This window comes from Streptomyces sp. NBC_01426 (assembly GCF_036231985.1).
In the GTDB taxonomy this organism is placed as follows: Bacteria; Actinomycetota; Actinomycetes; order Streptomycetales; family Streptomycetaceae; genus Streptomyces.
On record NZ_CP109500.1, the window covers coordinates 5,361,382 to 5,384,244 of the forward strand.

The following is a 22,863-nucleotide window of genomic DNA, read 5'->3' on the forward strand; positions in this document are numbered from 1 at the left end:
CGGCTTCGTCCGCTCGGACGGAGCTTCGCGCACCGTATCCAGCCGGCGGACCGGCGCTCAGGCGAAGGGGGAAATGGGCGGGATGTCCCGAGGGGGTGGCGGCGGTCGGCGGCGGGGCGCGATGGGGGACACTGGAGGAACCCGACCCCCGTTCCGTGTCGCCGAGGAGCCGTGCCGCATGCCCCGCCTTGCCGTGTTCGCCGTTGTCGTCTGTGCCCTGTCCGTGGCCGCGGCCGTGGTCGCCTTCGTCGAGGGCAGCTTCCTCGGGATCATCTGGGTGCTGCTGGCCGGGCTGACGTCCAACATGGCCTGGTACTACGTACGCAAGGCCAAGGCCGACAAGGCCGCCCGCGCGAACGGCTGACGACGGCCGGATCCGGGGGCGTACCCCGAGCCACGGCTCGGGCCACGGCTCAGGCCGCGGCGCAGTAGCCGTCCGCGTCCTGCCAGAAACGGTAGAGGTCGCGGCCGCAGTACGTCTCGAACTCGGACACGCCGAGCGCGTCGAGGATGCCGCTGACCGCGCCGAAGAAGAACGCGTTGACCTCCGGGATCCACAGCAGCGCGAACACGCCGAGCAGGGCGAACGGCGCCAGCGGCGCCACCTGGCGGCGCACCCCGTGCGACAGCCACGGCTCGATGACCCCGTACCCGTCCAGGCCCGGCACCGGCAGGAAGTTCAGGATCGCCGCCGACACCTGGAGCAGCGCCAGGAACGCCAGCGCGAAGCGGAACGGCATCGGCACCCCGTCGAGGGCGTTCAGCCAGAACGGCGCGGTGCACACGATCGCGAAGGCCACGTTCGTCAGCGGCCCGGCGGCCGAGATCAGACTGTGCTTCCAGCGGCCGCTGATCCGGTCGCGTTCGATGTACACGGCGCCACCGGGCAGACCGAGACCACCCAGGATCACGAAGATCACCGGCAGGACGATGCTGAGCATCGCGTGCGTGTACTTCAGCGGGTTCAGCGTCAGGTAGCCCTTGGCGCCGACCGTGATGTCACCGCCGTGCAGGGCGGTCCGGGCGTGCGCGTACTCGTGCAGGCACAGCGAGACCACCCACGCCGCCGTGACGAACAGGAACACCGCGAGGCCGGTGCTCGTCGAGTACCCCGTCCACACGGCCCACCCGGTCACCGCCATGACGGCGACGATCCCGAGGAAGACGGAACTGATCTGCCGCTCGCCGCGGCTGCCCTGGTGACCCATGCGGCGAAACCTATCCCGGGCACGGCGACGGGTGTCCCCCGGGTACGGCGACAATGGGCCGGTGCGTTACGTGATTCTCGGCACCGCCCAGGCCCTCTCCGACGACGGCGACCCCGTCGCCGTCGGAGGGTCGCGGCTGCGCGCCCTCCTGACCGCCCTCGCCCTGCGCCCGGGCCGCACCGTGCCGGCCGAGCTGCTGGTCGCCGAGGTGTGGGACGGGGACCGGCCCGCCGACGCCCCGGCCGCGCTCCAGGCCCTGGTGGCGCGCCTGCGCCGGGCGATCGGGCACGCCGCCGTGCGCTCCGGGGAGGGCGGCTACCGTCTCGCCGCCGCCCGCGAGGACGTGGACCTGTACCGCTTCGAACGGCTGGCGCGGGCCGCCGCCGCCGAGCGGGACCCGGCCGCCGCCGCGGCCCTGTACGACGAGGCCCTCGCCCTGTGGCGCGGCCCCGCGCTGGCCTCGCTGCCGGATCCGGCCGGGGAGTCCGCCCGCTGGGAGGCCGTACGGGCCGACGCGCGCCGGGGCAGGCTCGCCGCGGCCCTCGCCCTGGGCGAGGCGGAGCGGATCCTGCCCGAGCTGACCGCGCTGTGCGTGGAACACCCGCTGGACGAGCCGCTGCGGGCCCTGCGGATCCGCGCCCTCGACGCCGCGGGCCGCCCGGCGGAGGCGCTGGCCGCCTACGAGGACGTCCGCCGGGACCTCGCCGACCGCCTGGGCGCCGACCCCGGCCCGGAACTGCGCGCCCTCCACGCCGCCCTGCTCGCCCCGCCGGAACCCCACGCGGCGCGGCCCCCGCACCCGGCGACCGCCGCCCCGACCCCCGCGGCACGGCCCGACAACGCGCCCGTCCCGGGCCCCGCCACCCCCGGCCCGGGCGCCGACCCCGCCGCCGGCGGCAACCTGCGGGCCCGCCTCACCACCTTCGTCGGCCGCGAGGACGACATCCGCGTCATCGGCTCCGACCTGGCCCGATCCCGCCTCGTCACCCTGCTCGGGCCCGGCGGCGCCGGCAAGACCCGCCTGTCCCAGGAGGCCGCCGAGGCCCACGCCGCCGCCGGCCACCCCGACGGGATGTGGCCCGACGGGGTGTGGCTCGTCGAACTGGCCCCCGTGGACGACCCCGAGGACGTCGCCGAAGCGGCCCTGGCCGCCCTCGGGGCCCGCCAGACCAAGCTGCGCGGCGCCGCCGCCGAGGAACTGCGCGCGCTCACCGAGCGGGGCGGGGACGACCCGCTCGCCCGACTCGTCGAACACTGCGGCCGGCGCGACCTCCTGCTGCTCCTCGACAACTGCGAGCACGTCATCGACGCCGCCGCCGTCCTCGCCGAACGGCTCCTCACGCACTGCCCCGGCGTCCAGATCCTCGCCACCAGCCGGGAACCCCTCGGCGTGCCGGGGGAGGCGCTGCGCCCCGTGGAACCGCTGCCCGACCCCGTCGCACTGCGGCTGCTCGCCGACCGCGGCGCCGCCGCCCGGCCCGGCTTCCGCGTCGAGGACGACCCGGCCGCCGCCGCGGAGATCTGCCGCCGCCTCGACGGCATGCCCCTCGCCATCGAACTGGCCGCCGCCCGGCTGCGCCTGCTCACCCCCCGCCAGATCGCCGACCGGCTCGACGACCGGTTCCGCCTCCTCACCAGCGGCTCCCGCACCGTCCTGCCCCGCCAACAGACCCTGCGGGCCGTCGTCGACTGGTCCTGGGACCTGCTCGACGCACCCGAACGGGCCGTCCTGCGACGGCTCTCCGTCTTCGCCGGCGGCTGCGACCTCGCCGCCGCCGAGGCCGTCTGCGCCGGCCCCGACGCGGACGCGGTCGTCGACGCGCTCGGCTCCCTCGTGGACAAGTCCCTCGTCGTCGCCGCCCCCGGACCCGACGGCGACATGCGCTACCGGCTGCTGGAGACCGTCGCCGAGTACGCCTCCGAGCGCCTGGACGAGGCAGCCGAGGACCGCGCCGACACCGAACGACGTCACCTCACCCACTACCGCGAACTCGCCCGCACCACCGAGCCCCTGCTGCGCGGACACGGCCAGCGCACGGCCGCCGAGCGGCTCGCCACCGAATACGAGAACCTCCGTACCGCGCTGCGCCGCGCCGTCGCCGCCAAGGACATCGGCGAGGTGCTCTGCCTGGTGCACTCCCTCGTCTGGTACTGGCACATGCACGACCTGCGCGCCGAGTCCCGCCACTGGGCCGACGCCGCCGTCGCCCTCGGTCCGGACCCCTTCGCCCCGCCGATCGCCCCCGCCGAACCGGTCTACGAGCGGCTCGTCGACTCGCCCCCGCCCTACACCGGCGAACTGCTCGCCGAGGCCTGGCGCGGCGCCCGGATGATTCAACTCACCGCTCGCGACCAGAACAGCGGCAGCTGGAACTCCCCGGACGTCCGCCTCCAGGTCGAGGGCATGATCGCGGCCTACCGGCCCGGCCTGCCCCAGACCTGCCGGTTCCCCACCGCCCTGTGGATCTACGCCGTGATGATCGCCGGCGATCCGGAACTGCTCCGGCGCATCATCGACGAGACCGTCGAGACCACCCGCGCCCTCGGCTACCGCTGGGAACTGGGCTCCGCGCTCCAACTGCGCGCCAACATCCGGGCGAACCGTGCCGCGTCGTTCGGCGACGCCGCCCGCGACGCCGAGGAGAGCCTCGCGCTCTTCCGCGAGCTCGGCGACGACTGGGGCTGCGCCGAGGCACTGTCCGCCCGCGCCGAAGCCCTGGAGAAACGCGGCGAGTACGCCTTGGCCGCCGCCGACTTCCAGGCCGCGATCGAGCACGCCCAACGGCTCGGCGCCCCCGCCCAGGTCACGATCCTGCGGGTGCGGATGGCCGGCACCCTCGCCGAGGAGGGCCGGCTGGAGGAGGCGGAGGAGATCCTGACCGGGCTCCTCGCCGTCATCCGCCAGTACCGCAACGAGGCCCTGCCGGCCGCCCGCATGTTCCTCGCCGGGCTCTACGGCCGCACCGGCCGCCTCGTCGAGGCCCGCGCCGAACTCACCTCCCTGCGCGAGGAGTTCGCCTTCGGCGCGTACGCGATCTTCGACGGCTTCCTGCTCGGCGTGCTGGCCTGGCTCGACAACAAGGAAGGCCGGCACGAGGAGGCGCTGGCCCTCGTCCGGGAGGCCGCGACCACCGCCCGGGACCCGATGGCGCTGATGGTGGCCCCGCAACTGCCGGCCGTGCACCTGCTGATCGCGGCCGTGGCCCTCCTGGGACTCGGCGGTCCGCGCCGCGAGCGCGACGCCGCCCGACTCCTCGGCGCCTACCGGGCCCTGGTGCCGACCGGACACTTCCCCGTCACCACCGAACGCGAGGACGCCGCCCTCGTCGAAAAGTCGGCGAGGACGGCGCTGGGGGACCGCGCGTACGAGGCGGCGTGCGCCGAAGGCGGCGGCCTCACCCTGGAGGAGGCCACCGCCCTCGTCTGAACCACCGCTTCCGCCGGGCCCCGACATCGGGAGAACCGTTCCGGCATGCGCCCGACGGACTCCGCGCGTCAGGTCTTGTGACGGAACTTGCGGACCGCGAGCGGCATGGTGATCGCGGTGATGGCGACCGACCAGATCAGCGTCATCGTCACCGAGTGGCCGACCGGGCCGCCGTTCATCAGGCCGCGCGCCGCGTCGGCCAGATTGGACAACGGGTTGTAGTCCGTGAAGGCCTGCAACCAACCCGGCATGGTCGTCGGGGAGGCGAAGATCGAGCTGCCGAACTGCAGCGGCATCAGCACCAGCATCGCCATGCCCTGCACGGCCTGGGCCGTCTTCATGGTGAGACCCAGCAGGATGAAGATCCACATCAGCGACGCGCCGAAGACGGCCGACAGGCCGATGGCGAGGAACAGGTCCAGCACCGAGGTCTTGATCGACAGGCCCAGGATGAAGCCCATGACGAGCAGGATCGTGATGGCGACCAGCATCCGGCCGAGCTCCACCACGATCTTCGCGATGAGCACCGACGAGCGGGCGATCGGCATGGACCGGAACCGGTCCATCACGCCCTTCTTGAAGTCGTCGTTGACCCCGGTGCCGACCGCCATGGCGATGTTCATGCCCATCATCGCCATCAGGCCGGGCACCAGGTAGTTGACGTACTCGCCCTGGTTCCCCTTGCCGGAGATCGCGCCGCCGAAGACGAACACGAACAGCAGCGTGAAGATGATCGGCATGAACAGGACGTCGAACATCGACTCGGGGTCCTGCTTGATCTGCAGGGCGTTGCGGCGCACCAGGGCGCTGATGTGCCGCAGGTTGCCCCGCAGGCCGATCCGGCCCTCGTCGGGCAGGTCGCGCGGCGCGGCATCCGGGACGGTCGCGGTACTGCCGGGCTTGGACGTGGTGACGGTGCTCATGCCGCGACCTCCTCGGTCTGCTGGGCGGGAACGGACTCCTCGACGGAGGGCTTCTGACCGGTGATGGACAGGAAGACCTCGTCGAGGCTGGGCAGGTGGGTGCCGAGATCGGCGATCGCGTAACCGCGTCCGGCCAGCAGCCCGATCGCCGCGGTCAACTGCTCGTCGCTCAGGATCGGGACCAGCAGGACGCCCTCGTCCGGGATGGCCTGGGAACCGGCCACGCCGTCGAGACCGGCCTCCGCCAGCGCGCGGGCCATGCCCGGCAGATCGGAGGCGGAGACGGGACGGATCTTCAGGGTGCGGCCGCCGACCCGGGCCTTCAGCTCGTCCACCTTGCCGTTGGCGATGACCTTGCCCTTGTCGATGACCGTCAGCTCGCTCGCGAGCTGCTCGGCCTCCTCCATGTACTGGGTGGTCAGCAGTACGGTCGCGCCCTCGGCGACCATCCGCTGCACCTCGTCCCACACCTCGTTGCGGGTGCGGGGGTCCAGACCGGTGGTCGGCTCGTCCAGGTACAGCACCGCCGGCCGGCCGATCATGGAGGCGGCCAGGTCCAGCCTGCGGCGCATGCCGCCGGAGTAGTGCATGACCGCCTTCTTGGCGGCCTCCGTCAGCGAGAACCGCTCCAGCAGCTCGTCGGCGCGGGACCGGGCCTCCTTGCGGGGCAGGTCCAGCAGCCGGCCGATCATGTAGAGGTTCTCCCAGCCGGACAGCTTCTCGTCGACCGAGGCGTACTGACCGGTGAGGCCGATGGTGCGGCGCAGCTGCCGGGGCTGGCGGACCACGTCGAAGCCCGCCACCGTCGCCGTCCCGGCGTCCGGGGTGATCAGGGTGGAGAGGACGCGGACCAGGGTGGTCTTTCCCGCGCCGTTGGGCCCGAGAACCCCGAGCACGGTGCCCTCACGGACATCGAGGTCCACACCGTCGAGGGCCTTGGTCTCGCCGTAGTGCTTGACCAACCCCCGAACCTGTACGGCGTGCGAGCCGCTCGGGGAAGTCTTGTCGTTTCGCGTCATGGACACCATGGGACCAGCCGCCACTGACAAAGCACCGACAGCCGACCGACAGCCGACCCACAGCCGACCACCCAGGGCCCCCGGCCCGCCGACGAGGACGTCGACGGACCGGGGGCGGCGGGCCTAGTGGAAAGCGTGCTCGGCCTGCGGGAACGTCCCGCCGACCACGTCCTGCGCGAACGCCTTCGCCGCGTCGCCCATGGTCTGCCGCAGGTTCGCGTACTGCTTCACGAACTTCGGCATCTTCCCGCCCGTCAGGCCCATCATGTCCGTCCACACCAGCACCTGGGCGTCGCACTCCGACCCGGCACCGATGCCGACCGTCGGGATGTGCAGCGACCGGGTGACCTCGGCGGCCAGCTCGGCCGGCACCAGCTCCAGCACCACCGCGAAGGCGCCCGCGTCCTGCGCCGCCTTCGCGTCCCGCAGCAGCTGGTGCGCGGCCTCGTCCGTACGGCCCTGCACCCGGTAGCCCATGGCGTTCACGGACTGCGGGGTCAGACCCAGGTGGGACATGACCGGGATGCCGGACTGCACGATCAGCTCGGTCTGGGCCAGCGAACGCTCGCCGCCCTCCAGCTTCACCGCACCGACACCGGCCTCCTTGACCAGCCGCGTCGCACTGCGCAGCGCCTGCACGGCGCCTTCCTGGTAGGAGCCGAACGGCAGGTCGCCGACGATCAGCGCGCGGCTCGTGCCGCGCACGACGGCCGCCGACAGCAGGGTCATCTCGTCCATCGTCACGGGGACGGTGGTCTCGTAGCCGAGGTGACAGTTGCCCATCGAGTCGCCGACGAGCATGACCGGAATCCCGGCCTCGTCGAACACGGACGCGGTCATCGCGTCGTAGGCGGTGAGCATCGGCCACTTCTCGCCGCGCTCCTTGGCCAGGGCCAGGTCGCGGATGGTGATGCGGCGCGTTCCCGTGCCCCCGTACAGGGTGGGGCCGGAGGTCTCGCGGGCAGGCGAAACGACATGCGTCATGGCTACTGCTCCTTGTGTCATCTCGAGGCGCCCTCACGGCGTCCCCGGACTCACCCACCATGGTGGCACTCGTCGGCCCCTGCACGGAAGTGGCGCGATGACCGGTCCGTCACACTCACGGCCCCTCCCGGGACGCGCCACGCCCAATGTGCGCGTTTCGTGACAAGCGGAACCCTCACCGCACGGCCGTTCGTCCTCACGGAGGTACGGCCGGCAACGACGGCACGGATCTGCTTCGAACATCGCCTAGGGTCAAGGGGCGGGGACGGAGCGCGAGCACGGCAGCGAGGGCAGTGGAATGGCACAGGCGTACATGACGGAGACGGGAAACGGCGGCTCGGAGCCCGAGCCCTCCCGATCCGGTCTCCGACGCCGACTGGCCGACCTGCGCCGAGACCGGGGAATCTGGCGCCGGGGGCGCGTCACCGCGGGCCTCGCCGCACTTCTCTCGCTCGTGATGATCTTCCACGCCGACCTGCCGAACGACGTGGGCAACCTCGGCAGCCTCACCGAGACCTTCCTGCCCTGGCTGGGCCTGGCCGTGCCGGTCCTGCTCGTCACCGCCGTGATCCGCAAGTCGGCGACCGCCCTGCTCTCGATACTGGTGACCGCCGCGGTCTGGGCGAACCTGTTCGGCGGCCTGGTCACCGACAAGTCCGGCGGCGGCGGCAACCTGATGGTCGTCACCCACAACGTGGACGCCGACAACGCCGACCCGCGCGGCACCGCCGAATCGGTCGCCGGCTCCGGCGCCGACGTGCTGGCGCTGACGGAACTCAAGGCCGGCGTCGTCCCCGTCTACGAGAAGGCCCTGGCCGGCGTGTACAAGTACCACGCCGTCGAGGGCACGGTCGGCGTGTGGAGCAAGTACCCGCTGTCCTCCAGCGCCCCCGTCGACATCAAGATGGGCTGGACCCGGGCCATGCGCACCACCGTGGACACCGCCCACGGCCAGGTCGCGGTCTTCGTCGCCCACCTCCCCTCGGTCCGGGTCAAGCTCAACGCCGGCTTCACGGCCAACCAGCGGGACAACAGCGCCGACGCGCTCGGCGCCGCCCTGGCCTCCGAACCGCTGAAGAAGGTCGTCCTGCTCGGCGACCTCAACGGCACCATGAACGACCGGGCCCTGTCCGAGGTCACGTCCCAGATGCGCTCCACCCAGGGCGCGGCGGGCGACGGCTTCGGCTTCAGCTGGCCCGCCCAGTTCCCGATGGCACGCATCGACCAGATCATGGTGCGCGGCATCATCCCCGACGCCTCCTGGACCCTGTCGCGCACCGGCAGCGACCACCTCCCGGTCGCGGCACGGATGACCGTCAAGGACTGACGCGGCACGACGCCCGACGCCCGACAGGACGCCCGACGGGGGGCCCGACGCACGACAGGGGGCCGGGGCCGCTTCACGAAGCGGCCCCGGCCCCCTGTCGTAGCCGTCCAGGCCCTACGTCCGCTCCCGCCAGCCGTTGGTGATCGGCAGCCGGCGGTCCTTGCCGAAGCCCTTCGCGGAGATCTTGGTGCCCGGCGGGTACTGGCGGCGCTTGTACTCCGCCGTGTCCACCATCCGCAGCGTCCGGGCGACCAGCTCGGCGTCGAAACCGGCGGCGACGATCGAGTCCATGCCCTGGTCGCGGTCCACGTACATCGCCAGGATCGCGTCGAGCACCGGATAGTCCGGCAGCGAGTCCGTGTCCACCTGGCCCGGGCGCAGCTCGGCGCTCGGCGGCTTCACGATCGAGTTCTCCGGGATCGGCGGGGTCTCGCCCCGCTCGACGGCGGCCCGGTTGCGGTACCGCGCGAGCCGGAAGACATCGGACTTGTAGACGTCCTTGATCGGGCCGTAGGCCCCGACCGAGTCGCCGTACAGGGTGGAGTAGCCGACGGCCAGCTCCGACTTGTTGCCCGGGGCCAGCACGATGTGACCCTCCTGGTTGGAGAGCGCCATCAGCAGCGTGCCGCGCAGGCGCGACTGGAGGTTCTCCTCGGCCAGCCCGGTCAGCCCCAGGGACCCCATGTAGGCGTCGAACATCGGCTCGATCGACACCGTCCGGAAGTTCAGGCCGGTCCGTTCGGCCAGGTCGGCGGCATCGCCCCTGGAGTGGTCCGAGGAGTACTTGGAGGGCATCGACACGCCGTACACGTTCTGCGCGCCGATCGCGTCACAGGCGACGGCGGCGACGAGCGCCGAGTCGATGCCGCCCGAGAGCCCGATCAGGACCGAGCGGAACCCGTTCTTCAGGACGTACGCGCGCAGTCCCACGACCAGCGCGTCGTAGACCTCCTCGTCGTCGTCGAGGCGCTCGGCGCAGCCGCCGGGCACGACCGGCTCGTACGCCTCCACCGGCTCCTCGGACAGGATCACGCGGTCGATCCGCAGCCCGTCGGCGACGACGCCCTCGGGGGCGTCGGCGCGGGCCGCCGGCAGGTCCAGGTCGACCAGCACGCAGCCCTCCGAGAACTGCGGGGCCCGGGCGACGACCTTGCCGGCCGCGTCCACGACGATCGAGTCGCCGTCGAAGACCAACTCGTCCTGGCCGCCGATCATCGCCAGGTAGGCGAGGGTGCAGCCGGCCTCCCGGGCCCGCTTCCCGACCAGTTCGAGGCGCTGGTCGTCCTTGTCGCGCTCGTACGGGGAGGCGTTGATCGACACCAGCAGGCCGGCCGCGGCGGAGCGGGTCGCGGGGACCCGGCCGCCGTCCTGCCAGAGGTCCTCGCAGATCGCCAGGGCCACGTCCACGCCCCGCACCCGGATCACCGGCTGGGTGTCACCCGGCACGAAGTACCGGAACTCGTCGAAGACCCCGTAGTTGGGCAGGTGGTGCTTGGCGAAGCGGAGGACGACCCGCCCCCCGTACAGCACGGCGGCGGCGTTCTCCGGGGAACCCGCCGGACGGCCGAGCCGCGGCGCGGCCTTCTCCGTGCGGTCCAGGTAGCCGACGATCACGGGCAGCTCGCCGAAGCCCTCCGCGGCCAGCCGCTCCGCGAGTTCGCGCAGCGCCGTGCGGGAGGCTTCGACGAAGGAGCCGCGCAGGGCGAGGTCCTCGACGGGGTACCCGGTGAGCATCATCTCGGGGAACGCCACCAGGTGGGCCCCCTGCTCCGCGGAGTGCCGCGTCCAGTGGACGACGGAGTCGGCGTTCGCGGTGATCTCGCCGACGTGCGAGTCGATCTGATTCAGAGCCAGGCGAAGTTGAGGCACGGGCCCAGTGTAATCGTCTTTCTGACGCGATGTCCTGGAGCCCGGCCTGTTTTCCGTTCCCGAAGGCGGGTCAGCGGACCGGGCCGGCGAACTTCACGGGGTCGAGCAGCAGTCCGGGGGAGATCTCCGCGCGGAGGGTCTTGACCCCCTTCGGCACCTCGTAGGCGGCGCTCCCGGTGGCGGTCGCGCCCGGCGCCACGGTCCCCGAGATCGCCTTGGGCATGTGCCCGTCGAAGACGGACTCGGCGGCGCGTCCCTGCTCGTCCGTGACGTCGGGCTGGGCGTAGAACACGACGACGGGCTTCTTCGACGTGTTGGTGATCGTGATGTCGAACCGCACCGCGTTGTCGGTGTCCGCGAAGCCGCTCTCGGAGACGTACTCGACGGGCGCGGACAGGGACACCTTCAGGCCGTTCGCGTACGTGTGGCTCTCGCCGAAGGCCAACGGGGTGCTGAAGCCCGGGCCGGTCGTCGGCTCGTCGCCGGGCAGGCCGTACGGCGAGGAGAAGGACGGCGTGGGGTACGGCTCGTCCCACCCGCGGCTCGGCCGGCTGTCCGCGACCTTGTCGACCTCGTCGGCGACCCTGACGGTGAAGTAGAGCCCGGCGACCGAGGCGAACAGGCTGAGCACGCCGAGGATCGTGCCCCACAACGACATCGCCTTGCGCGGGGCGCCCCGGGAGGCGCTGACCATGGCCGCGATGCCGAGACCGAGGCCGGTCAGGCCGAGGAGCGTGCCGATCCAGAAGAAGAACGGGGTGAGGGCCACCAGGACGGCGATGAGGCCGAGCACCAGCGAGGCGACGGCCAGACCGTTGCTCTTCTCCTGCGCGGCCCCGGGGTATCCGGGGTAGCCCGGGTAACCGGGGTAGCCCGAAGGGCCGGGAGGGACCCCGTACCCGGGCGGACCCGCGTACCCGCCGGGCCCGGCGGGCGGCGGCCCGGCGAAGCCCTGGTCGGCGGGCGCGCTCCACGGGTTGACGGGATCGGCGGGGGCCTGCGGCGCGGGTGCGGGTGCGGGTGCGCCGAAGGCGCCGGGGGGCGGGCCCGGGGTGAGCGGCGCGAAGCCCGACGGAGCCGGCGGGGCGGTGGCACGCGGGGCGGACGGGGCGGACGCCGGCGGGGCGTCGGCGGGCTCCGGCGCCGGGGCCTCGGCGGGCGCGGGCTCCTTCGTGAGGGAGGGGCCGGGCGTCGGCGTGGGCGCGGGCTCCTTCGTGAGGGAGGGGCCCGGTGTGGAGGGCGTGCTCGGCGACGGGTCCGGCGCGGGCGCCGCCTCGGGTATGGGCGTTCCCGCGGGCTCCGTCGGCGGACCGGTCGGGTGGCTGGGCGGGTTCGGGGGCGTGCTCATACCTGGGGGCGTCCTTCGGGGCGTGGCGGCGGTGACGACCCACCCTGCCACGCGCCCCGACCCCCTCCAACCCGATTCCGTCCCCCGGCCCGTGGGTCGGGGGACGGAACGGCGTTCACCCCGGGCGTTCTTGCCGGATCCCGCCGCCCGGGGCGACCGCGGGAGTGCCGGCAAGATCCGAAAGAGACCGCCTAGCGGCGGTAGCCCAGCACCGTCATCATCCCGGCCTCGGCGTGGTACACGTTGTGGCAATGCACCATCCACAGGCCGGGGTTGTCGGCGTCGAACTCCGCCGTGAGGGTCCCGTTCGGCAGGATGACGGCGGTGTCCTTGCGTGCCCCGCCCGGCTTCGCGCCGAGGGCGAAGGTGTGCCCGTGCAGGTGCAGCGGGTGCCACATCGTCGTGGAGTTGGTGAACTCCAGCCGGACCCGTTCGCCCGCCTTCACCGGATGCCGCCGGTCCGGCGCGTACGGCTTGCCGTCGAAGGCCCAGTCGTACGCCGCCATCCCGCCCGTGAGCCGGATCCTGATCGTGCGGTCCGCCGCCCGGGAGGCCAATGCGGCCGGTTCGGCGGCCCGCAGCGCGTCCGCCGTCAACGGCCGACCGGCCAGTTCGGCGGGCCGGGTCGCGGCGGTCGGCGGCGCCCCCGCGCCGGTGCGGAGCACGGCCAGGGCCGAGGCGTCGGCGCCCTTGCCCTCGGCGAGCGCGGTCAGCGGGAAGACCCCGTCGCCGGCGGTGACCAGTACGTCGTACCGCTCGCCCATGCCGAGCAGCAGTGAGCGGGCCGTGGCGTGCTCCACCGGGAAACCGTCGGTGTGGGTGACCGTCAGCTCGTGCCCGCCGAGGGCGATCCGGTAGGCCGTGTCCCCGCCCGCGTTGACGATCCGCAGTCGGATCCGGTCCCCGGGCCGGGCGGTGAAGACCGACGGGTCCTGCGCCACCCGGCCGTTGACCAGGTGGTACGGGTACGCGACATCGCCCGCGTCCTTGCCGAGGACGTCGCTGTCCCCGCCCATCAGGACACGCGACGGGCCACCGCCGGCGTCGGGGGGCGGGGTCGGCGCGGAGCCGTGTCCGGCGTGACCGCCCGCACCGGCGCCGCCCCCCATGCCCTTGCGGAGTTCGGCGAGGACACCGTCCGGCGTCGACCCGTCCACACCGTCGAGCCAGTCGTCCAGGACGACCACCCACTCCTTGTCGTACGCGAGGGGCTCCCTGGGGTCCTCGACGATCAACGGGGCGTACAGGCCGCGGTCCTGCTGGACCCCCGAGTGCGGGTGGAACCAGTACGTCCCCGGGTGCGGGACGGCGAACTCGTACCGGAACGAGCCGCCCGGGGCGACGTCCCGCTGCGTCAGCCCCGGGACCCCGTCCATGTCGTTGCGCAGGGCCAGCCCGTGCCAGTGCAGGGACGTGGCCCGCGGAAGGTTGTTGGCCAGGGTCAGGGCGAGGGTGCCGCCCGCGGTGACCCGGACCTCCTGGCCCGGCAGCCGGTCGCCGTACGCCCAGGAGCGGACGGTGCGCCCGCCGCCGAGGTCGAGCGTGCCCGCGGTGGCGGTGACGCGCACCTCGGTGCGCGGGCCGGCCGCCGCCCGGGCGGCCTCCGCGGCCCGGACCTCCGGGCCGGTCGGGTCGACGTAGCCGTCGGGGGAGCCGGCGGAGGCGCCGCCGGGGTTGGTCGCGTCGTGGTTCATGGAGTCGTGGTCCGTGGCCGGGCCGCCGCCGGAGCAGGCGGCGAGCAGCCCCGAGCCGGCGACGGCGAGTCCGGTGCCGAGCACGGCACGACGGGTGGGGAGCGAACGCATGGTGTACCTCGCGGTGTGGCGATACGAGTGGAGGGGCGCCGAGTGCCGCCGCCCCCACCGCCGTTCGGGCAGGCGGGGGCGCGGCGGGGCCCGTCCTATACGCGCAGTACCGCCAGCCGACGCAGGAGTTCCCGGGGCGCCGGCGGATCCGGCCCCGCCGGCGCGCGTGCCGCCGCGCCGGGGCCGGCCTCCGGGCGCGCGGGGCGACGCCGGGCCGAACCGCCGAGTACGAGGAGCACCAGCCCGGCCAGCACGGCCAGGCACACCGACATCGGGTCCATGGCGGGCCCGGGCGCCGGGCGGGCCTGTGGCCGCCCGGCCGGCGGGAGGTCCGCTGCCGGCGGGAGGTCCGAGACCGACGGGAGGCTTGCGGCCGTCAGGAGGCCCGCGGCCGGCGGCGCCCCCGGGGCCGTGTGGGGCGACGCGAGGTGATGTGCCACACCCGCGTCCGCCCGGGCAACGGAGTGGGCCGCGGGCGCGTCCTCCCCGGTGTGGGAATCGGCCGGATGGCCCCACGTGTGCATCGTGACGATTCCCAGCAGCAGAACGGCGAGCAGCGGCAACCGGGGCCACCGGGCGGCTCGTCGGGCGCTGCACGTCATGAGTGGAACCCTACCCGGGGTGGGTATCCGACCGTCGGATCGGCCCCGTACCTGCCTAGGATCAGTCACACCATGTCCAGACAAGACTCGTCCGTGCGGAGCGCCCTGCCGGTCGCCGTCCTCATCGGACTCGGCGCCACCGCCTACACGGCGTGGGTGCTCGAAGTCGTGCTCTCGACCGGCCTCAACCCCATCGAGACGTACGTCAGCGAACTCGCCGCACAGGACCAGCCCCTCGGCGGCCTCTTCCGCGCCACCGACTTCACCGCCGGCCTGCTCGTCTTCGCGGGGGGCCTGCTCGCGCTCCTGCGCCTCGCGCGGTACGCGGACTCCCGGCGCCCTTGGGCCGTCCTCGGCTGGGCCGGCGTCACCCTGTTCGGCGCGGCCACCGCCGCCGACGCCTGGCTGCCGCTGAGCTGCCAACCCACCGTGGACCCCGAATGCGCCGCCCGGGAGACCGCCGGACTGGTCCCGGCCACCCACCAGGCCCACGCCGTCAGCAGCAGCCTCGCCATGACGGGCGCCCTCGTCGGGATCGTGGCCCTGACCGTCGCCGCCCGCCGCTACGACCGGCTCGCGCCGCTCGCCCGGTACGGGCCCGCGCTCGTCGCACTGGAACTGCTCGCCACCGCCTGGACCCTGACCGCGATCGCCATGTTCAGCGCCGGCCGCGGCACCTGGGCGCTCGGCGCCGGCCAGCGGCTCCAGGTGCTGATCGTCGCGGTCTGGCTCGCCCTGCTGGCGTACTCCGTGCACAAGGAACGCCGCACCTAGCCCGCCGCCCGAGGAGGGCCGCAGATGAACCCGCCGCACGAGGAGCGCCGTACGTGAGCCCGACCACGAGCCCGTCCACCCCGCCCGCCGGCCCGCCCACGCCGTCCACGAGCCCGTCCACGCCGTCGACGGGCGCGCGCGGGGGCCCGCGCGGTCTGTTCGTCCGCCCGGCGGGCGGTGACGGTGTCGTCCTGCACGTCGTCGTCCAGGGCAGCGGACCCGTCGTCGTGCTCAGCGCCGGGCTGGCCATGGCCTGGTTCGACTGGGACGGCGTCGCGGAACTGCTCGCCGCCGAGGGCCGGACCGTCGTCACCTTCGACCGTCCCGGACACGGACTGAGCGGCCCGGCCCTCGCGCCGGCCACCGCCGCCGGCGAGGCCCACCGGATCGCCGGGCTGCTGGACGCGCTGGGCCCGCACGTCTCGGGGGCCGGGGCGAGGGGCGGTGCCGGGGAGGGTGCCGGTGTCCCGCGTCCCGGGATCGGGCCGGTCACCGTCGTCGGGCACTCCATCGCCGGGTTCCACGTCGAGGCCTTCGCCCGCCTGTACCCGGAGCGGACCGCCGCCGTGGTCCTCGTCGACGCCAGCGTGGAGGAGGAGCCCCGTACGGTCCTGCCCGCCGCGCTGCGGCACGGCGCCGCCCGCGTGCTCGGCCGTGCCGTGACCGCCGTCGGACTGCCGGCCGCGCTGGGCCCGGCCGCCCGCCGGAGCGTCGTCCGGGCGTCGCGGGTCGGCGGATCCGACCCGGCCGCGCGGGACCTCGTACGCCGCTGCTACCGCACGGGCCGGGTCTGGCGCGGGGCCCTGCTGGAGAACGCCGGATACCCGGACGCGGCCGCGGAGGTGCTCGCGCTGGGGGAGACGCACCCGCTGACCGTGCCCGCCACCGTGCTCGCCGGACACGACGGCACCGACGGGCGCGGGGCCCTGCGGTGGCTCGACCGGCAGGCGGGCCTCGCCGACCGGCTCGGAGCCCGCCTGGACGTCGCGGAACCGGCCGGGCACCTGGTCATGCTGGATCGCCCGCACCAGGTGGCGCGGGCGATCCTCGACGCGACGGACCCGGACCGGGCGGGCCGGACCGCCTCCGGCGACTGCTGACCGGCGGCCCCGGCGCGGCCCGGCCCGGCGCTTACGCCTTGGGGGCCTGCGAGATCCGCACCATGTTCCCCGAGGGGTCCCGGAAGGCGCAGTCGCGCGGGCCCCAGGGCTGGTCGATGGGCTCCTGGAGCACCTCGGCGCCGGACGCCCGCAGCTTCTCGAAGGTCGCGTCGAGGTCTCCGGCGCGGAAGACGGTCATCGGCAGGAGCCCCTTGGTGAGCAGCTCCTGGAGGGCGTCCCCGTCGGTTTGCGAGCGGCCCGCGTGCGGTTCCGAGAGCACGATTTCCAGGTCCGGCTGGTCATCGCTGCCGAGGGTGACCCAGCGGAACCCGCCCGAGGCGACGTCGTTGCGCGACCTCAGGCCGAGGGCGTCGCGGTAGAACGCGAGCGCCTCGTCCACGTCGTTGACGGTGATGTGGCAGTACTGGAGTGAGATGGTCATGCGTTCCACGCTAGGGCGCCGGGTCGCGAACCGCTTCTCCGTTCCTGCTCGGCAGGTCCCGGGTCGGCAGGTCACGGGTCGGCCTGGTCGTCAGTTTCGCCAGGCACGCGGGCATCGCCGCGACGGCCTCGTGCTTCCTGGCGCGGTACGCGCTCGGGGTCTCGCCCACCAGCTCGGTGAACCGCGAACTGAAGGAGCCGAGCGAGGTACAGCCGACCTCCATGCACGCGTCCGTGACGCTCGCCCCCGCGCGCAGCAGCGCCATCGCGCGCTCGATGCGGCGGGTCATCAGGTAGCTGTAGGGCGTTTCGCCGTACGCCGCGCGGAACCGGCGCGAGAAATGCGCCGGCGACATGAGCGCGTGGCGGGCCATCGTCGGCACGTCGAGGGGACGGGCGTACTCCCGGTCGATCAGATCCCGTGCCCGGCGCAGGTGCGCGAGATTGGCGAGATCCTGGGCGTCCATGAAATCGACAGTACACCGGCCCTCCGGGAGCCGACCTGACCTGCGAGGACGGGCCGCGGGGCCGTCGTTGGAGGGGCCGCGCGCGGGGCGCCGGGGGCGGCCCGGCCCCCGCCGCCGGGTGGCCCGCGTCGGGGGCGGGCGCCGCCGGGCCGCCGCTACCGGCCCGCGTAGACCCGCTCGGCCCAGGTCGCGATCTGCTCGTCGGAGAGGTGCTTCGCCAGATCGGCCTCGCTGATCATGCCGACCAGCTTCTTCTCCCGGATCACGGGAAGCCGCTTGATCTGGTGGCTCTGCATCTCCTCCAGCACCTCGGAGACGTCCGCGCCCGCGTCGATCCAGCGCGGAGTGCCCTGCGCCAGGTCCCCGCACGTGATCTTCGACGGGTCGTGGCCCTTGGCGACACAGCCCACCACGATGTCGCGGTCGGTCAGGATGCCGCAGAGCCGTTCCTCGGTGTCGCTGATGGGCAGGGCGCCCACATTGAGCCGTGCCATCAACTGAGCGGCCCGGTCCAGGGTCTCGGTGGCGGGGATCCACTGGGCCCCGGGGTGCATGATCTCGCCGGCGGTGGTCATCGCGTCAACCTCCTGAGCGCGCCGTCACGAGGCGGGCGCGGAAGCGCCCACCCCGGCGGCCTCGCCCGAACGGCGGAGCACGCCCGTACGGGGTGAGAGGTCGCCTCCCCCCACCGTACGAGCGTGTCCCGTCAGCCGCGCGGCGCGGCCCCGCGCTGCTTCAACATGTCCGCCATCAGCGTCAGCTCCGACTGCTGCGCCTCCACCATGCCCTCGGCGAGCTTCCGCTCCGCCGGGGTCTCGCACAGGGCGGCGCAGCCCCGGGCCATGGCGACGCCGCCCTTGTGGTGATCGGTCATCAGCTGGAGGTACAGCACCTCCGCGTCACGGCCCTCGACCGACCCGAGCCTCGTCAGCTCCTCCTTGGTGGCCATGCCGGGCATCAGCGCGCCGGGCTTGGTCGCGCCCATGGCGTGACCGCCCATGGCGTGGCCGCCGTCCGTGCCGTGGCCGGCCGTGCCGCCGTGCCCGTCGCCCGATCCCTCGGTGCCCATCCAGGACATCGGCGGCTCGTCCGCGAGCACCTTCGGCAGCCCCCACAGGTCCAACCAACCCAGCATCATCCCGCGCTGGTTGGCCTGCGTGTTGGCGATGTCGTAGGCGAGGCTGCGCACCGCCTCGTCCTCGGTGCGGTCGCGGACGATGAAGGACATCTCCACCGCCTGCTGGTGGTGCACCGACATGTCCCGGGCGAAGCCCGCGTCCGGCGAGTACAGCGCCGGCGCACGGGAGGACGTACCGCCGTCGCGGTCGTCGCCGCCGCTCGCGGTGGCCACCGTGGCGCCCACCGCGAACAGCGCGGCGAGGACGACGGCCGCACCGGACACCCAGTACGTCCGGTGCGCGCCGTTCGCGCGGGTCACTTGTCGGCCAGTCCGTTGGTGCAGGCCGCGCCCGGTTCGGGGGTCTGCGGGCCCTGCACGTACTTGGTGAAGAACTGAGCCACCCGCGGGTCGTCCGCCTTCTCCACGGTCAGCTGCTTGCCCCACGCGCTGAGCATGATGGCGCCGGCCTGCTCCTTGACCGGGCTCATCATCGTGTACGGGGTCTTGCCGACCTTCGCGGCGAGCGTGTCCACGTCGGCCTTGGCGGCCTTCTCGTTGTACGTCACCCAGACGGCGCCGTGCTCCAGCGAGTGGACGGCGTTCACCTGCGGCAACGGGTTCGCGTAGACGTCGCCGTCGCAGTTCGTCCAGCGGGGGTGGTGGTCGCCGCCGACCGGCGGGTTCATCTCGTACTTCACGACCGTCTCGACGTGGTTGCGACCCAGCTTCTTGGCGTCCCAGGTCTGCTCGCCGCTCACCGGCGCCTTGCGGGCCGCGACGGCGTCCTTCTCCTTCTGCTTCTGGCCGAGCAGCACCCACGAGCCGAAGCCCACGAGCGCCGCCACGACGGCCGTGGAGGCCGTGATCGCGATGATCTTGTTGCGCCGGTCGCGCGCCTTGTCCGCCCGGCGCATCTCGGCTATGCGCGCCTGGCGGTCGTTCTTGTCCGGGGAGGTACTGCTGGCCATGTGCCCTGGTTCCTTCTGCTGAGGGGGGTGGGGAGGAGATGTCCGTCGTGCCGCGCCGCTCGGGCGCCCGACGGGGTGCCGCGCTGCTCGGCGCCGGACCGGTCAGGTCCGCAGTACCTGGAGAACGTGCAGGTCGGGGGCGCGCGCCAAGGTCCCGGGCGGGCGGATCGGACCGGCGTACACGAGGTCCGCGACGGCCGCCGACCCCGCCTGCGACACGGTCACGGCGGGCGGCGGCGCGGGCAGCACCGCCGGGGTCACGTGGGAGTGCGGGGCACAGCCCGGAAGCTCGTACGGGGCCACGCAGACGGCGTGCGGCGCGCCCGGCGCGTCGTGGGCCGCGGGCCGGGCGTGTCCCGCGCCGGCCCGCGCGCAGAGGAACACGGCGCCGCACAGCACCCCGAACGCGAGCAGCAGGACGGCACGCCGAACGGCGGGGGCGCCGTGGCCCCCGCGTTTCCCGTGCTTCCAGCCCCCCATGGGCGCAGATGGTAATGCTCATGACCGCTCCGAGGTCAGTGCGGGGGTGCCACGAGCTTTCCGGGGTGCGTAATGTGGCGGAAACCACGGGTGGTGATACTGGACCGGCCCGACTGTGCTCCCCCCTCCGGGGGAGGTGGTGCACAGGCCGTCTGAACTGCGAGGATGAAGGCATGGACAAGCAGCAGGAATTCGTCCTCCGGACGCTTGAGGAGCGCGACATCCGCTTCGTGCGCCTGTGGTTCACCGACGTACTGGGATTCCTCAAATCCGTGGCGGTCGCGCCGGCGGAACTGGAGCAGGCCTTCGACGAGGGCATCGGCTTCGACGGCTCCGCGATCGAGGGCTTCGCCCGGGTCTACGAGTCCGACATGATCGCCAAGCCGGACCCGAGCACGTTCCAGATACTGCCGTGGCGCGCCGAGGCACCCGGGACCGCGAGGATGTTCTGCGACATCCTCATGCCGGACGGGTCCCCGTCGTACGCCGACCCCCGGTACGTCCTCAAGCGCATCCTGAACAAGACCTCCGACCTGGGCTTCACCTTCTACACCCACCCGGAGATCGAGTTCTTCCTGCTGAAGGACAAGCCGCTGGACGGCACCCGCCCCGTCCCGGCGGACAACTCCGGCTACTTCGACCACACCCCGCAGAACGTCGGCATGGACTTCCGCCGGCAGGCCATCACCATGCTCGAATCGATGGGCATCTCCGTCGAGTTCAGCCACCACGAGGGCGCCCCCGGCCAGCAGGAGATCGACCTCCGCTACGCCGACGCGCTCTCCACGGCCGACAACATCATGACGTTCCGCCTGGTCATGAAGCAGGTCGCGCTGGAGCAGGGCGTCCAGGCCACCTTCATGCCCAAGCCCTTCTCGGAGTACCCGGGCTCGGGCATGCACACCCACCTCTCGCTGTTCGAAGGCGACCGCAACGCCTTCTACGAGTCGGGCGCCGAGTACCAACTCTCCAAGGTCGGCCGCTCCTTCATCGCGGGCCTGCTGCGCCACGCGGCCGAGACCGCCGCCGTCACCAACCAGTGGGTCAACTCCTACAAGCGCATCTGGGGCGGCTCCTCCCGCACCGCCGGCTCCGGTGGCGAGGCCCCCTCGTACATCTGCTGGGGCCACAACAACCGCTCCGCCCTGATCCGCGTCCCCATGTACAAGCCGGGCAAGACGGGCTCCTCGCGCGTCGAGGTCCGCTCGATCGACTCCGGTGCCAACCCGTACCTGACGTACGCCGTACTCCTCGCGGCCGGCCTCAAGGGCATCGAGGAGGGCTACGAACTCCCGGCGGGCGCCGACGACGACGTCTGGGCCCTCTCCGACGCCGAACGCCGTGCCATGGGCATCGAACCCCTCCCGCAGAACCTCGGCGAGGCGATCTCCCTGATGGAACGCAGCGAACTGGTCGCGGAAACCCTGGGCGAGCACGTCTTCGACTTCTTCCTGCGCAACAAGAAGCAGGAGTGGGAGGAGTACCGGAGCGAGGTCACCGCCTTCGAACTCCGCAAGATGATGCCGGTGTTGTAGGCGGGGGTCGGCTGCACTGCCGAACGCGTCCGACCCTCGGGGCCGGTGGTCGACGACCACCGGCCCCGAAGTCGTCTCTCACGACCCCGGGCACTTCTCTCGGAGTTTCATGACGGACATTGAAGCGGAGGCGGGTGCGAGCCCGCCGACGAACGGGCCGATCCACCCGCCCACGGTGGCCGATGACCACCGGCTCGGAGGGCGGGTGGACGGGCAGCAGGGAGGGCGCCGGCGGCCCTCTCAGGAGCAGATCTTCACGCACCTCATCCGGGTCCCCGTGTGCACCCATTCGCAGCAGAACCGGTTGGCCTCCAGCATCTCCTCCTCGTCGCTCCCGCCCCCGGACTTGTCCTTGATGACGGTGGCGCGGTCGACGAAGTCGGTGATGAGCTGCTTGCCCTCAAGGCGGGAGACGGCGACCGTCTTCGTGAAGTCGAGCTTCAGCGACTCGACTTCGGCTCCGATGTAGCGAACGGAGTACTTCTTCGAGACCTCGGCGTGCTTCTTGAACAGCGCCTCGACCTCCTCGAAGAACTCGGTGTCCTCCTTCGGTCCTACCTTGGGTACCGGCATGGGGCCTCCTCGTGGTGTGGGGCGGGCGTCGGACCGCTCGGGATGGTGACTTCGGATGTCTTCCCGAGAGCCCGTCCCACCCGCGCATGCCATTGGCATATTTCAGCCGGTTGCAGCACGGTCCCCCCACGCCACGCGTCCCGGGCCCCGCCGGGGTGGGGGAGGATGGGGGCGTGAGTGTGCACGCGGTGGATCCGCTCGGGGTGGGGGCGCGTGCTCCCGTACGGGTCTGGTACGCGTCCTACGGCTCCAACATGCACATGGACCGCCTCAGCGCCTACCTCGCCGGGGGGCGGCCGCCCGGGGCGACGCGGACCTACCCGGGCTGTCGGGACCACCGGGCCCCGGAACGGTCGATCGCGTTGGAACTCCCCGGATGCCTGTACTTCGCGACCGAGTCGGCGGTGTGGACGGGCGGGCGGGGCTTCCACGATCCGACGGCGCCCGGCCGGATGCGGGCCCGCGCGCACCTGGTCACGGTGGGCCAACTCTCCGACATCGCGGCGCAGGAGATGTACGGGACGCCCGGAGCCGACCTGGACCTGGCGCCGGTGTTGCGTGCGGGGCGGCACGCGGTGGGGCCCGGGCGGTACGAGACGCTGATCTGTCCCGGCGCCGTCGAAGGGATCCCGGTCCTGACGTTCACCGCGCCGTGGGCCGTCGCCGACGTCGAGCCCGTGCCGCCGTCGGCCGCCTATCTGCGGTACCTGGCCGGCGGTCTCCTGGAGTCGGGGCCGTGGCAGGAGCGGGACATCGCCGACTACCTCGCGGCCCGTTCGGGAGCGGCCGGCCACTGGACCCCGGCGCGCATCCTGGAACTGCTGACCGCCGGCTGTGGATCCCCGGCCACCGACCGCTGACGACCGCCGACCGGTTCTCCGGCGTCGGGGACT

At 73.0% G+C, this 22,863-nt stretch carries 22 protein-coding genes; 7 read left to right on the forward strand and 15 right to left on the reverse strand.

Features of this window, described 5'->3' with window-relative positions; genetic code table 11:
* The first annotated feature begins 178 nt into the window (after positions 1–178).
* Positions 179–364 (forward strand): hypothetical protein, encoded by a 186-nt coding sequence (locus tag OG906_RS23825; protein ID WP_053676194.1) that lies wholly within the window; start codon positions 179–181, stop codon positions 362–364.
* Between the two features lie 49 nt (positions 365–413).
* On the opposite strand, the gene OG906_RS23830 is transcribed toward OG906_RS23825, so the two are convergent.
* Entirely contained in the window at positions 414–1,208 is a 795-nt protein-coding gene (locus OG906_RS23830; RefSeq protein ID WP_267798947.1) for a site-2 protease family protein, read from the reverse strand.
* A 61-nt stretch (positions 1,209–1,269) separates the two neighbouring features.
* Between OG906_RS23830 and OG906_RS23835 the strand changes: the two genes are divergently transcribed.
* Positions 1,270–4,635: an AfsR/SARP family transcriptional regulator gene (locus OG906_RS23835; protein WP_329445629.1), complete on the forward strand. Its 3,366-nt coding sequence runs from the start codon at positions 1,270–1,272 to the stop codon at positions 4,633–4,635.
* Between the two features lie 68 nt (positions 4,636–4,703).
* Here the strand turns inward: OG906_RS23835 and OG906_RS23840 are convergent, their stop codons facing one another.
* The 3 genes from OG906_RS23840 to panB all read right to left on the reverse strand — a co-directional run bounded on the left by OG906_RS23840 (position 4,704) and on the right by panB (position 7,561).
* On the reverse strand, positions 4,704–5,558 hold the full coding sequence (locus OG906_RS23840) for an ABC transporter permease (RefSeq protein WP_267826508.1): 855 nt from the start codon (positions 5,556–5,558) through the stop codon (positions 4,704–4,706).
* Positions 5,555–6,586, reverse strand: coding sequence for an ATP-binding cassette domain-containing protein (locus tag OG906_RS23845; protein WP_385647094.1), 1,032 nt, complete (start codon positions 6,584–6,586; stop codon positions 5,555–5,557). Before OG906_RS23845 ends, OG906_RS23840 begins: the two co-directional genes overlap by 4 nt.
* A gap of 114 nt (positions 6,587–6,700) precedes the next feature.
* Positions 6,701–7,561, reverse strand: coding sequence for a 3-methyl-2-oxobutanoate hydroxymethyltransferase (gene panB, locus OG906_RS23850; RefSeq protein ID WP_267798951.1), 861 nt, complete (start codon positions 7,559–7,561; stop codon positions 6,701–6,703).
* Between the two features lie 298 nt (positions 7,562–7,859).
* Here panB and OG906_RS23855 point away from each other — a divergent pair, with 298 nt between their 5' ends.
* On the forward strand, positions 7,860–8,888 hold the full coding sequence (locus tag OG906_RS23855) for an endonuclease/exonuclease/phosphatase family protein (RefSeq protein ID WP_267798952.1): 1,029 nt from the start codon (positions 7,860–7,862) through the stop codon (positions 8,886–8,888).
* Between the two features lie 114 nt (positions 8,889–9,002).
* On the opposite strand, the gene OG906_RS23860 is transcribed toward OG906_RS23855, so the two are convergent.
* The 4 genes from OG906_RS23860 to OG906_RS23875 all read right to left on the reverse strand — a co-directional run bounded on the left by OG906_RS23860 (position 9,003) and on the right by OG906_RS23875 (position 14,512).
* Positions 9,003–10,757, reverse strand: coding sequence for an NAD+ synthase (locus OG906_RS23860; RefSeq protein ID WP_329445633.1), 1,755 nt, complete (start codon positions 10,755–10,757; stop codon positions 9,003–9,005).
* Between the two features lie 70 nt (positions 10,758–10,827).
* Complete coding sequence (locus OG906_RS23865) at positions 10,828–12,105, reverse strand: DUF4352 domain-containing protein (RefSeq protein WP_329445635.1); 1,278 nt, start codon at positions 12,103–12,105, stop codon at positions 10,828–10,830.
* A 191-nt stretch (positions 12,106–12,296) separates the two neighbouring features.
* Complete coding sequence (locus tag OG906_RS23870; RefSeq protein WP_329445637.1) at positions 12,297–13,910, reverse strand: multicopper oxidase family protein; 1,614 nt, start codon at positions 13,908–13,910, stop codon at positions 12,297–12,299.
* 95 nt (positions 13,911–14,005) lie between these two features.
* A complete protein-coding gene (locus OG906_RS23875; RefSeq protein ID WP_329445639.1) occupies positions 14,006–14,512 on the reverse strand; it encodes a hypothetical protein in 507 nt (168 codons plus the stop codon).
* A gap of 72 nt (positions 14,513–14,584) precedes the next feature.
* Here OG906_RS23875 and OG906_RS23880 point away from each other — a divergent pair, with 72 nt between their 5' ends.
* Complete coding sequence (locus tag OG906_RS23880) at positions 14,585–15,286, forward strand: DUF998 domain-containing protein (protein WP_329445641.1); 702 nt, start codon at positions 14,585–14,587, stop codon at positions 15,284–15,286.
* 155 nt (positions 15,287–15,441) lie between these two features.
* The gene (locus OG906_RS23885) at positions 15,442–16,386 is read left to right on the forward strand and encodes an alpha/beta fold hydrolase (RefSeq protein ID WP_329448113.1); all 945 of its coding nucleotides are present in this window, start codon (positions 15,442–15,444) and stop codon (positions 16,384–16,386) included.
* A 31-nt stretch (positions 16,387–16,417) separates the two neighbouring features.
* On the opposite strand, the gene OG906_RS23890 is transcribed toward OG906_RS23885, so the two are convergent.
* The 6 genes from OG906_RS23890 to OG906_RS23915 all read right to left on the reverse strand — a co-directional run bounded on the left by OG906_RS23890 (position 16,418) and on the right by OG906_RS23915 (position 19,862).
* Entirely contained in the window at positions 16,418–16,828 is a 411-nt protein-coding gene (locus OG906_RS23890) for a VOC family protein (protein WP_329445642.1), read from the reverse strand.
* A gap of 10 nt (positions 16,829–16,838) precedes the next feature.
* A complete protein-coding gene (locus OG906_RS23895; RefSeq protein ID WP_329445644.1) occupies positions 16,839–17,294 on the reverse strand; it encodes a helix-turn-helix transcriptional regulator in 456 nt (151 codons plus the stop codon).
* 155 nt (positions 17,295–17,449) lie between these two features.
* The gene (locus OG906_RS23900; RefSeq protein WP_053682883.1) at positions 17,450–17,869 is read right to left on the reverse strand and encodes a CBS domain-containing protein; all 420 of its coding nucleotides are present in this window, start codon (positions 17,867–17,869) and stop codon (positions 17,450–17,452) included.
* Positions 17,870–18,000: 131 nt separating this feature from the next.
* Positions 18,001–18,732 carry a DUF305 domain-containing protein gene (locus OG906_RS23905; protein ID WP_329445647.1) on the reverse strand — a complete coding sequence of 244 codons (732 nt, stop codon included), beginning with the start codon at positions 18,730–18,732 and terminating at the stop codon, positions 18,001–18,003.
* Complete coding sequence (locus tag OG906_RS23910) at positions 18,729–19,382, reverse strand: DUF3105 domain-containing protein (RefSeq protein ID WP_267798961.1); 654 nt, start codon at positions 19,380–19,382, stop codon at positions 18,729–18,731. The genes OG906_RS23905 and OG906_RS23910 overlap by 4 nt, the downstream gene beginning before the upstream one ends.
* A gap of 102 nt (positions 19,383–19,484) precedes the next feature.
* Complete coding sequence (locus OG906_RS23915; RefSeq protein WP_267798962.1) at positions 19,485–19,862, reverse strand: hypothetical protein; 378 nt, start codon at positions 19,860–19,862, stop codon at positions 19,485–19,487.
* A 173-nt stretch (positions 19,863–20,035) separates the two neighbouring features.
* Here OG906_RS23915 and glnA point away from each other — a divergent pair, with 173 nt between their 5' ends.
* Complete coding sequence (gene glnA, locus OG906_RS23920; protein WP_053682889.1) at positions 20,036–21,397, forward strand: type I glutamate--ammonia ligase; 1,362 nt, start codon at positions 20,036–20,038, stop codon at positions 21,395–21,397.
* Between the two features lie 240 nt (positions 21,398–21,637).
* Here glnA and OG906_RS23925 read toward each other — a convergent pair whose 3' ends face one another.
* A complete protein-coding gene (locus OG906_RS23925) occupies positions 21,638–21,970 on the reverse strand; it encodes a hypothetical protein (protein ID WP_329445651.1) in 333 nt (110 codons plus the stop codon).
* 173 nt (positions 21,971–22,143) lie between these two features.
* On the opposite strand from OG906_RS23925, the gene OG906_RS23930 reads away from it, so the two are divergent.
* Complete coding sequence (locus tag OG906_RS23930) at positions 22,144–22,830, forward strand: histone deacetylase (protein WP_443067412.1); 687 nt, start codon at positions 22,144–22,146, stop codon at positions 22,828–22,830.
* The last annotated feature ends 33 nt before the right edge of the window (positions 22,831–22,863 follow it).

Coding starts and splice junctions, on each gene's coding strand:
- OG906_RS23825 (WP_053676194.1), top strand. CDS start 179: ATGCCCCGCCTTGCCGTGTTCGCCGTTGTCGTCTGTGCCCTGTCCGTG.
- OG906_RS23925 (WP_329445651.1), bottom strand. CDS start 21,970: ATGCCGGTACCCAAGGTAGGACCGAAGGAGGACACCGAGTTCTTCGAG.
- OG906_RS23900 (WP_053682883.1), bottom strand. CDS start 17,869: ATGACCACCGCCGGCGAGATCATGCACCCCGGGGCCCAGTGGATCCCC.
- OG906_RS23880 (WP_329445641.1), top strand. CDS start 14,585: ATGTCCAGACAAGACTCGTCCGTGCGGAGCGCCCTGCCGGTCGCCGTC.
- OG906_RS23840 (WP_267826508.1), bottom strand. CDS start 5,558: ATGAGCACCGTCACCACGTCCAAGCCCGGCAGTACCGCGACCGTCCCG.
- OG906_RS23865 (WP_329445635.1), bottom strand. CDS start 12,105: ATGAGCACGCCCCCGAACCCGCCCAGCCACCCGACCGGTCCGCCGACG.
- OG906_RS23830 (WP_267798947.1), bottom strand. CDS start 1,208: ATGGGTCACCAGGGCAGCCGCGGCGAGCGGCAGATCAGTTCCGTCTTC.
- OG906_RS23870 (WP_329445637.1), bottom strand. CDS start 13,910: ATGCGTTCGCTCCCCACCCGTCGTGCCGTGCTCGGCACCGGACTCGCC.
- OG906_RS23910 (WP_267798961.1), bottom strand. CDS start 19,382: ATGGCCAGCAGTACCTCCCCGGACAAGAACGACCGCCAGGCGCGCATA.
- OG906_RS23915 (WP_267798962.1), bottom strand. CDS start 19,862: ATGGGGGGCTGGAAGCACGGGAAACGCGGGGGCCACGGCGCCCCCGCC.
- OG906_RS23875 (WP_329445639.1), bottom strand. CDS start 14,512: ATGACGTGCAGCGCCCGACGAGCCGCCCGGTGGCCCCGGTTGCCGCTG.
- panB (WP_267798951.1), bottom strand. CDS start 7,561: ATGACGCATGTCGTTTCGCCTGCCCGCGAGACCTCCGGCCCCACCCTG.
- OG906_RS23890 (WP_329445642.1), bottom strand. CDS start 16,828: ATGACCATCTCACTCCAGTACTGCCACATCACCGTCAACGACGTGGAC.
- glnA (WP_053682889.1), top strand. CDS start 20,036: ATGGACAAGCAGCAGGAATTCGTCCTCCGGACGCTTGAGGAGCGCGAC.
- OG906_RS23895 (WP_329445644.1), bottom strand. CDS start 17,294: ATGGACGCCCAGGATCTCGCCAATCTCGCGCACCTGCGCCGGGCACGG.
- OG906_RS23845 (WP_385647094.1), bottom strand. CDS start 6,586: ATGGTGTCCATGACGCGAAACGACAAGACTTCCCCGAGCGGCTCGCAC.
- OG906_RS23855 (WP_267798952.1), top strand. CDS start 7,860: ATGGCACAGGCGTACATGACGGAGACGGGAAACGGCGGCTCGGAGCCC.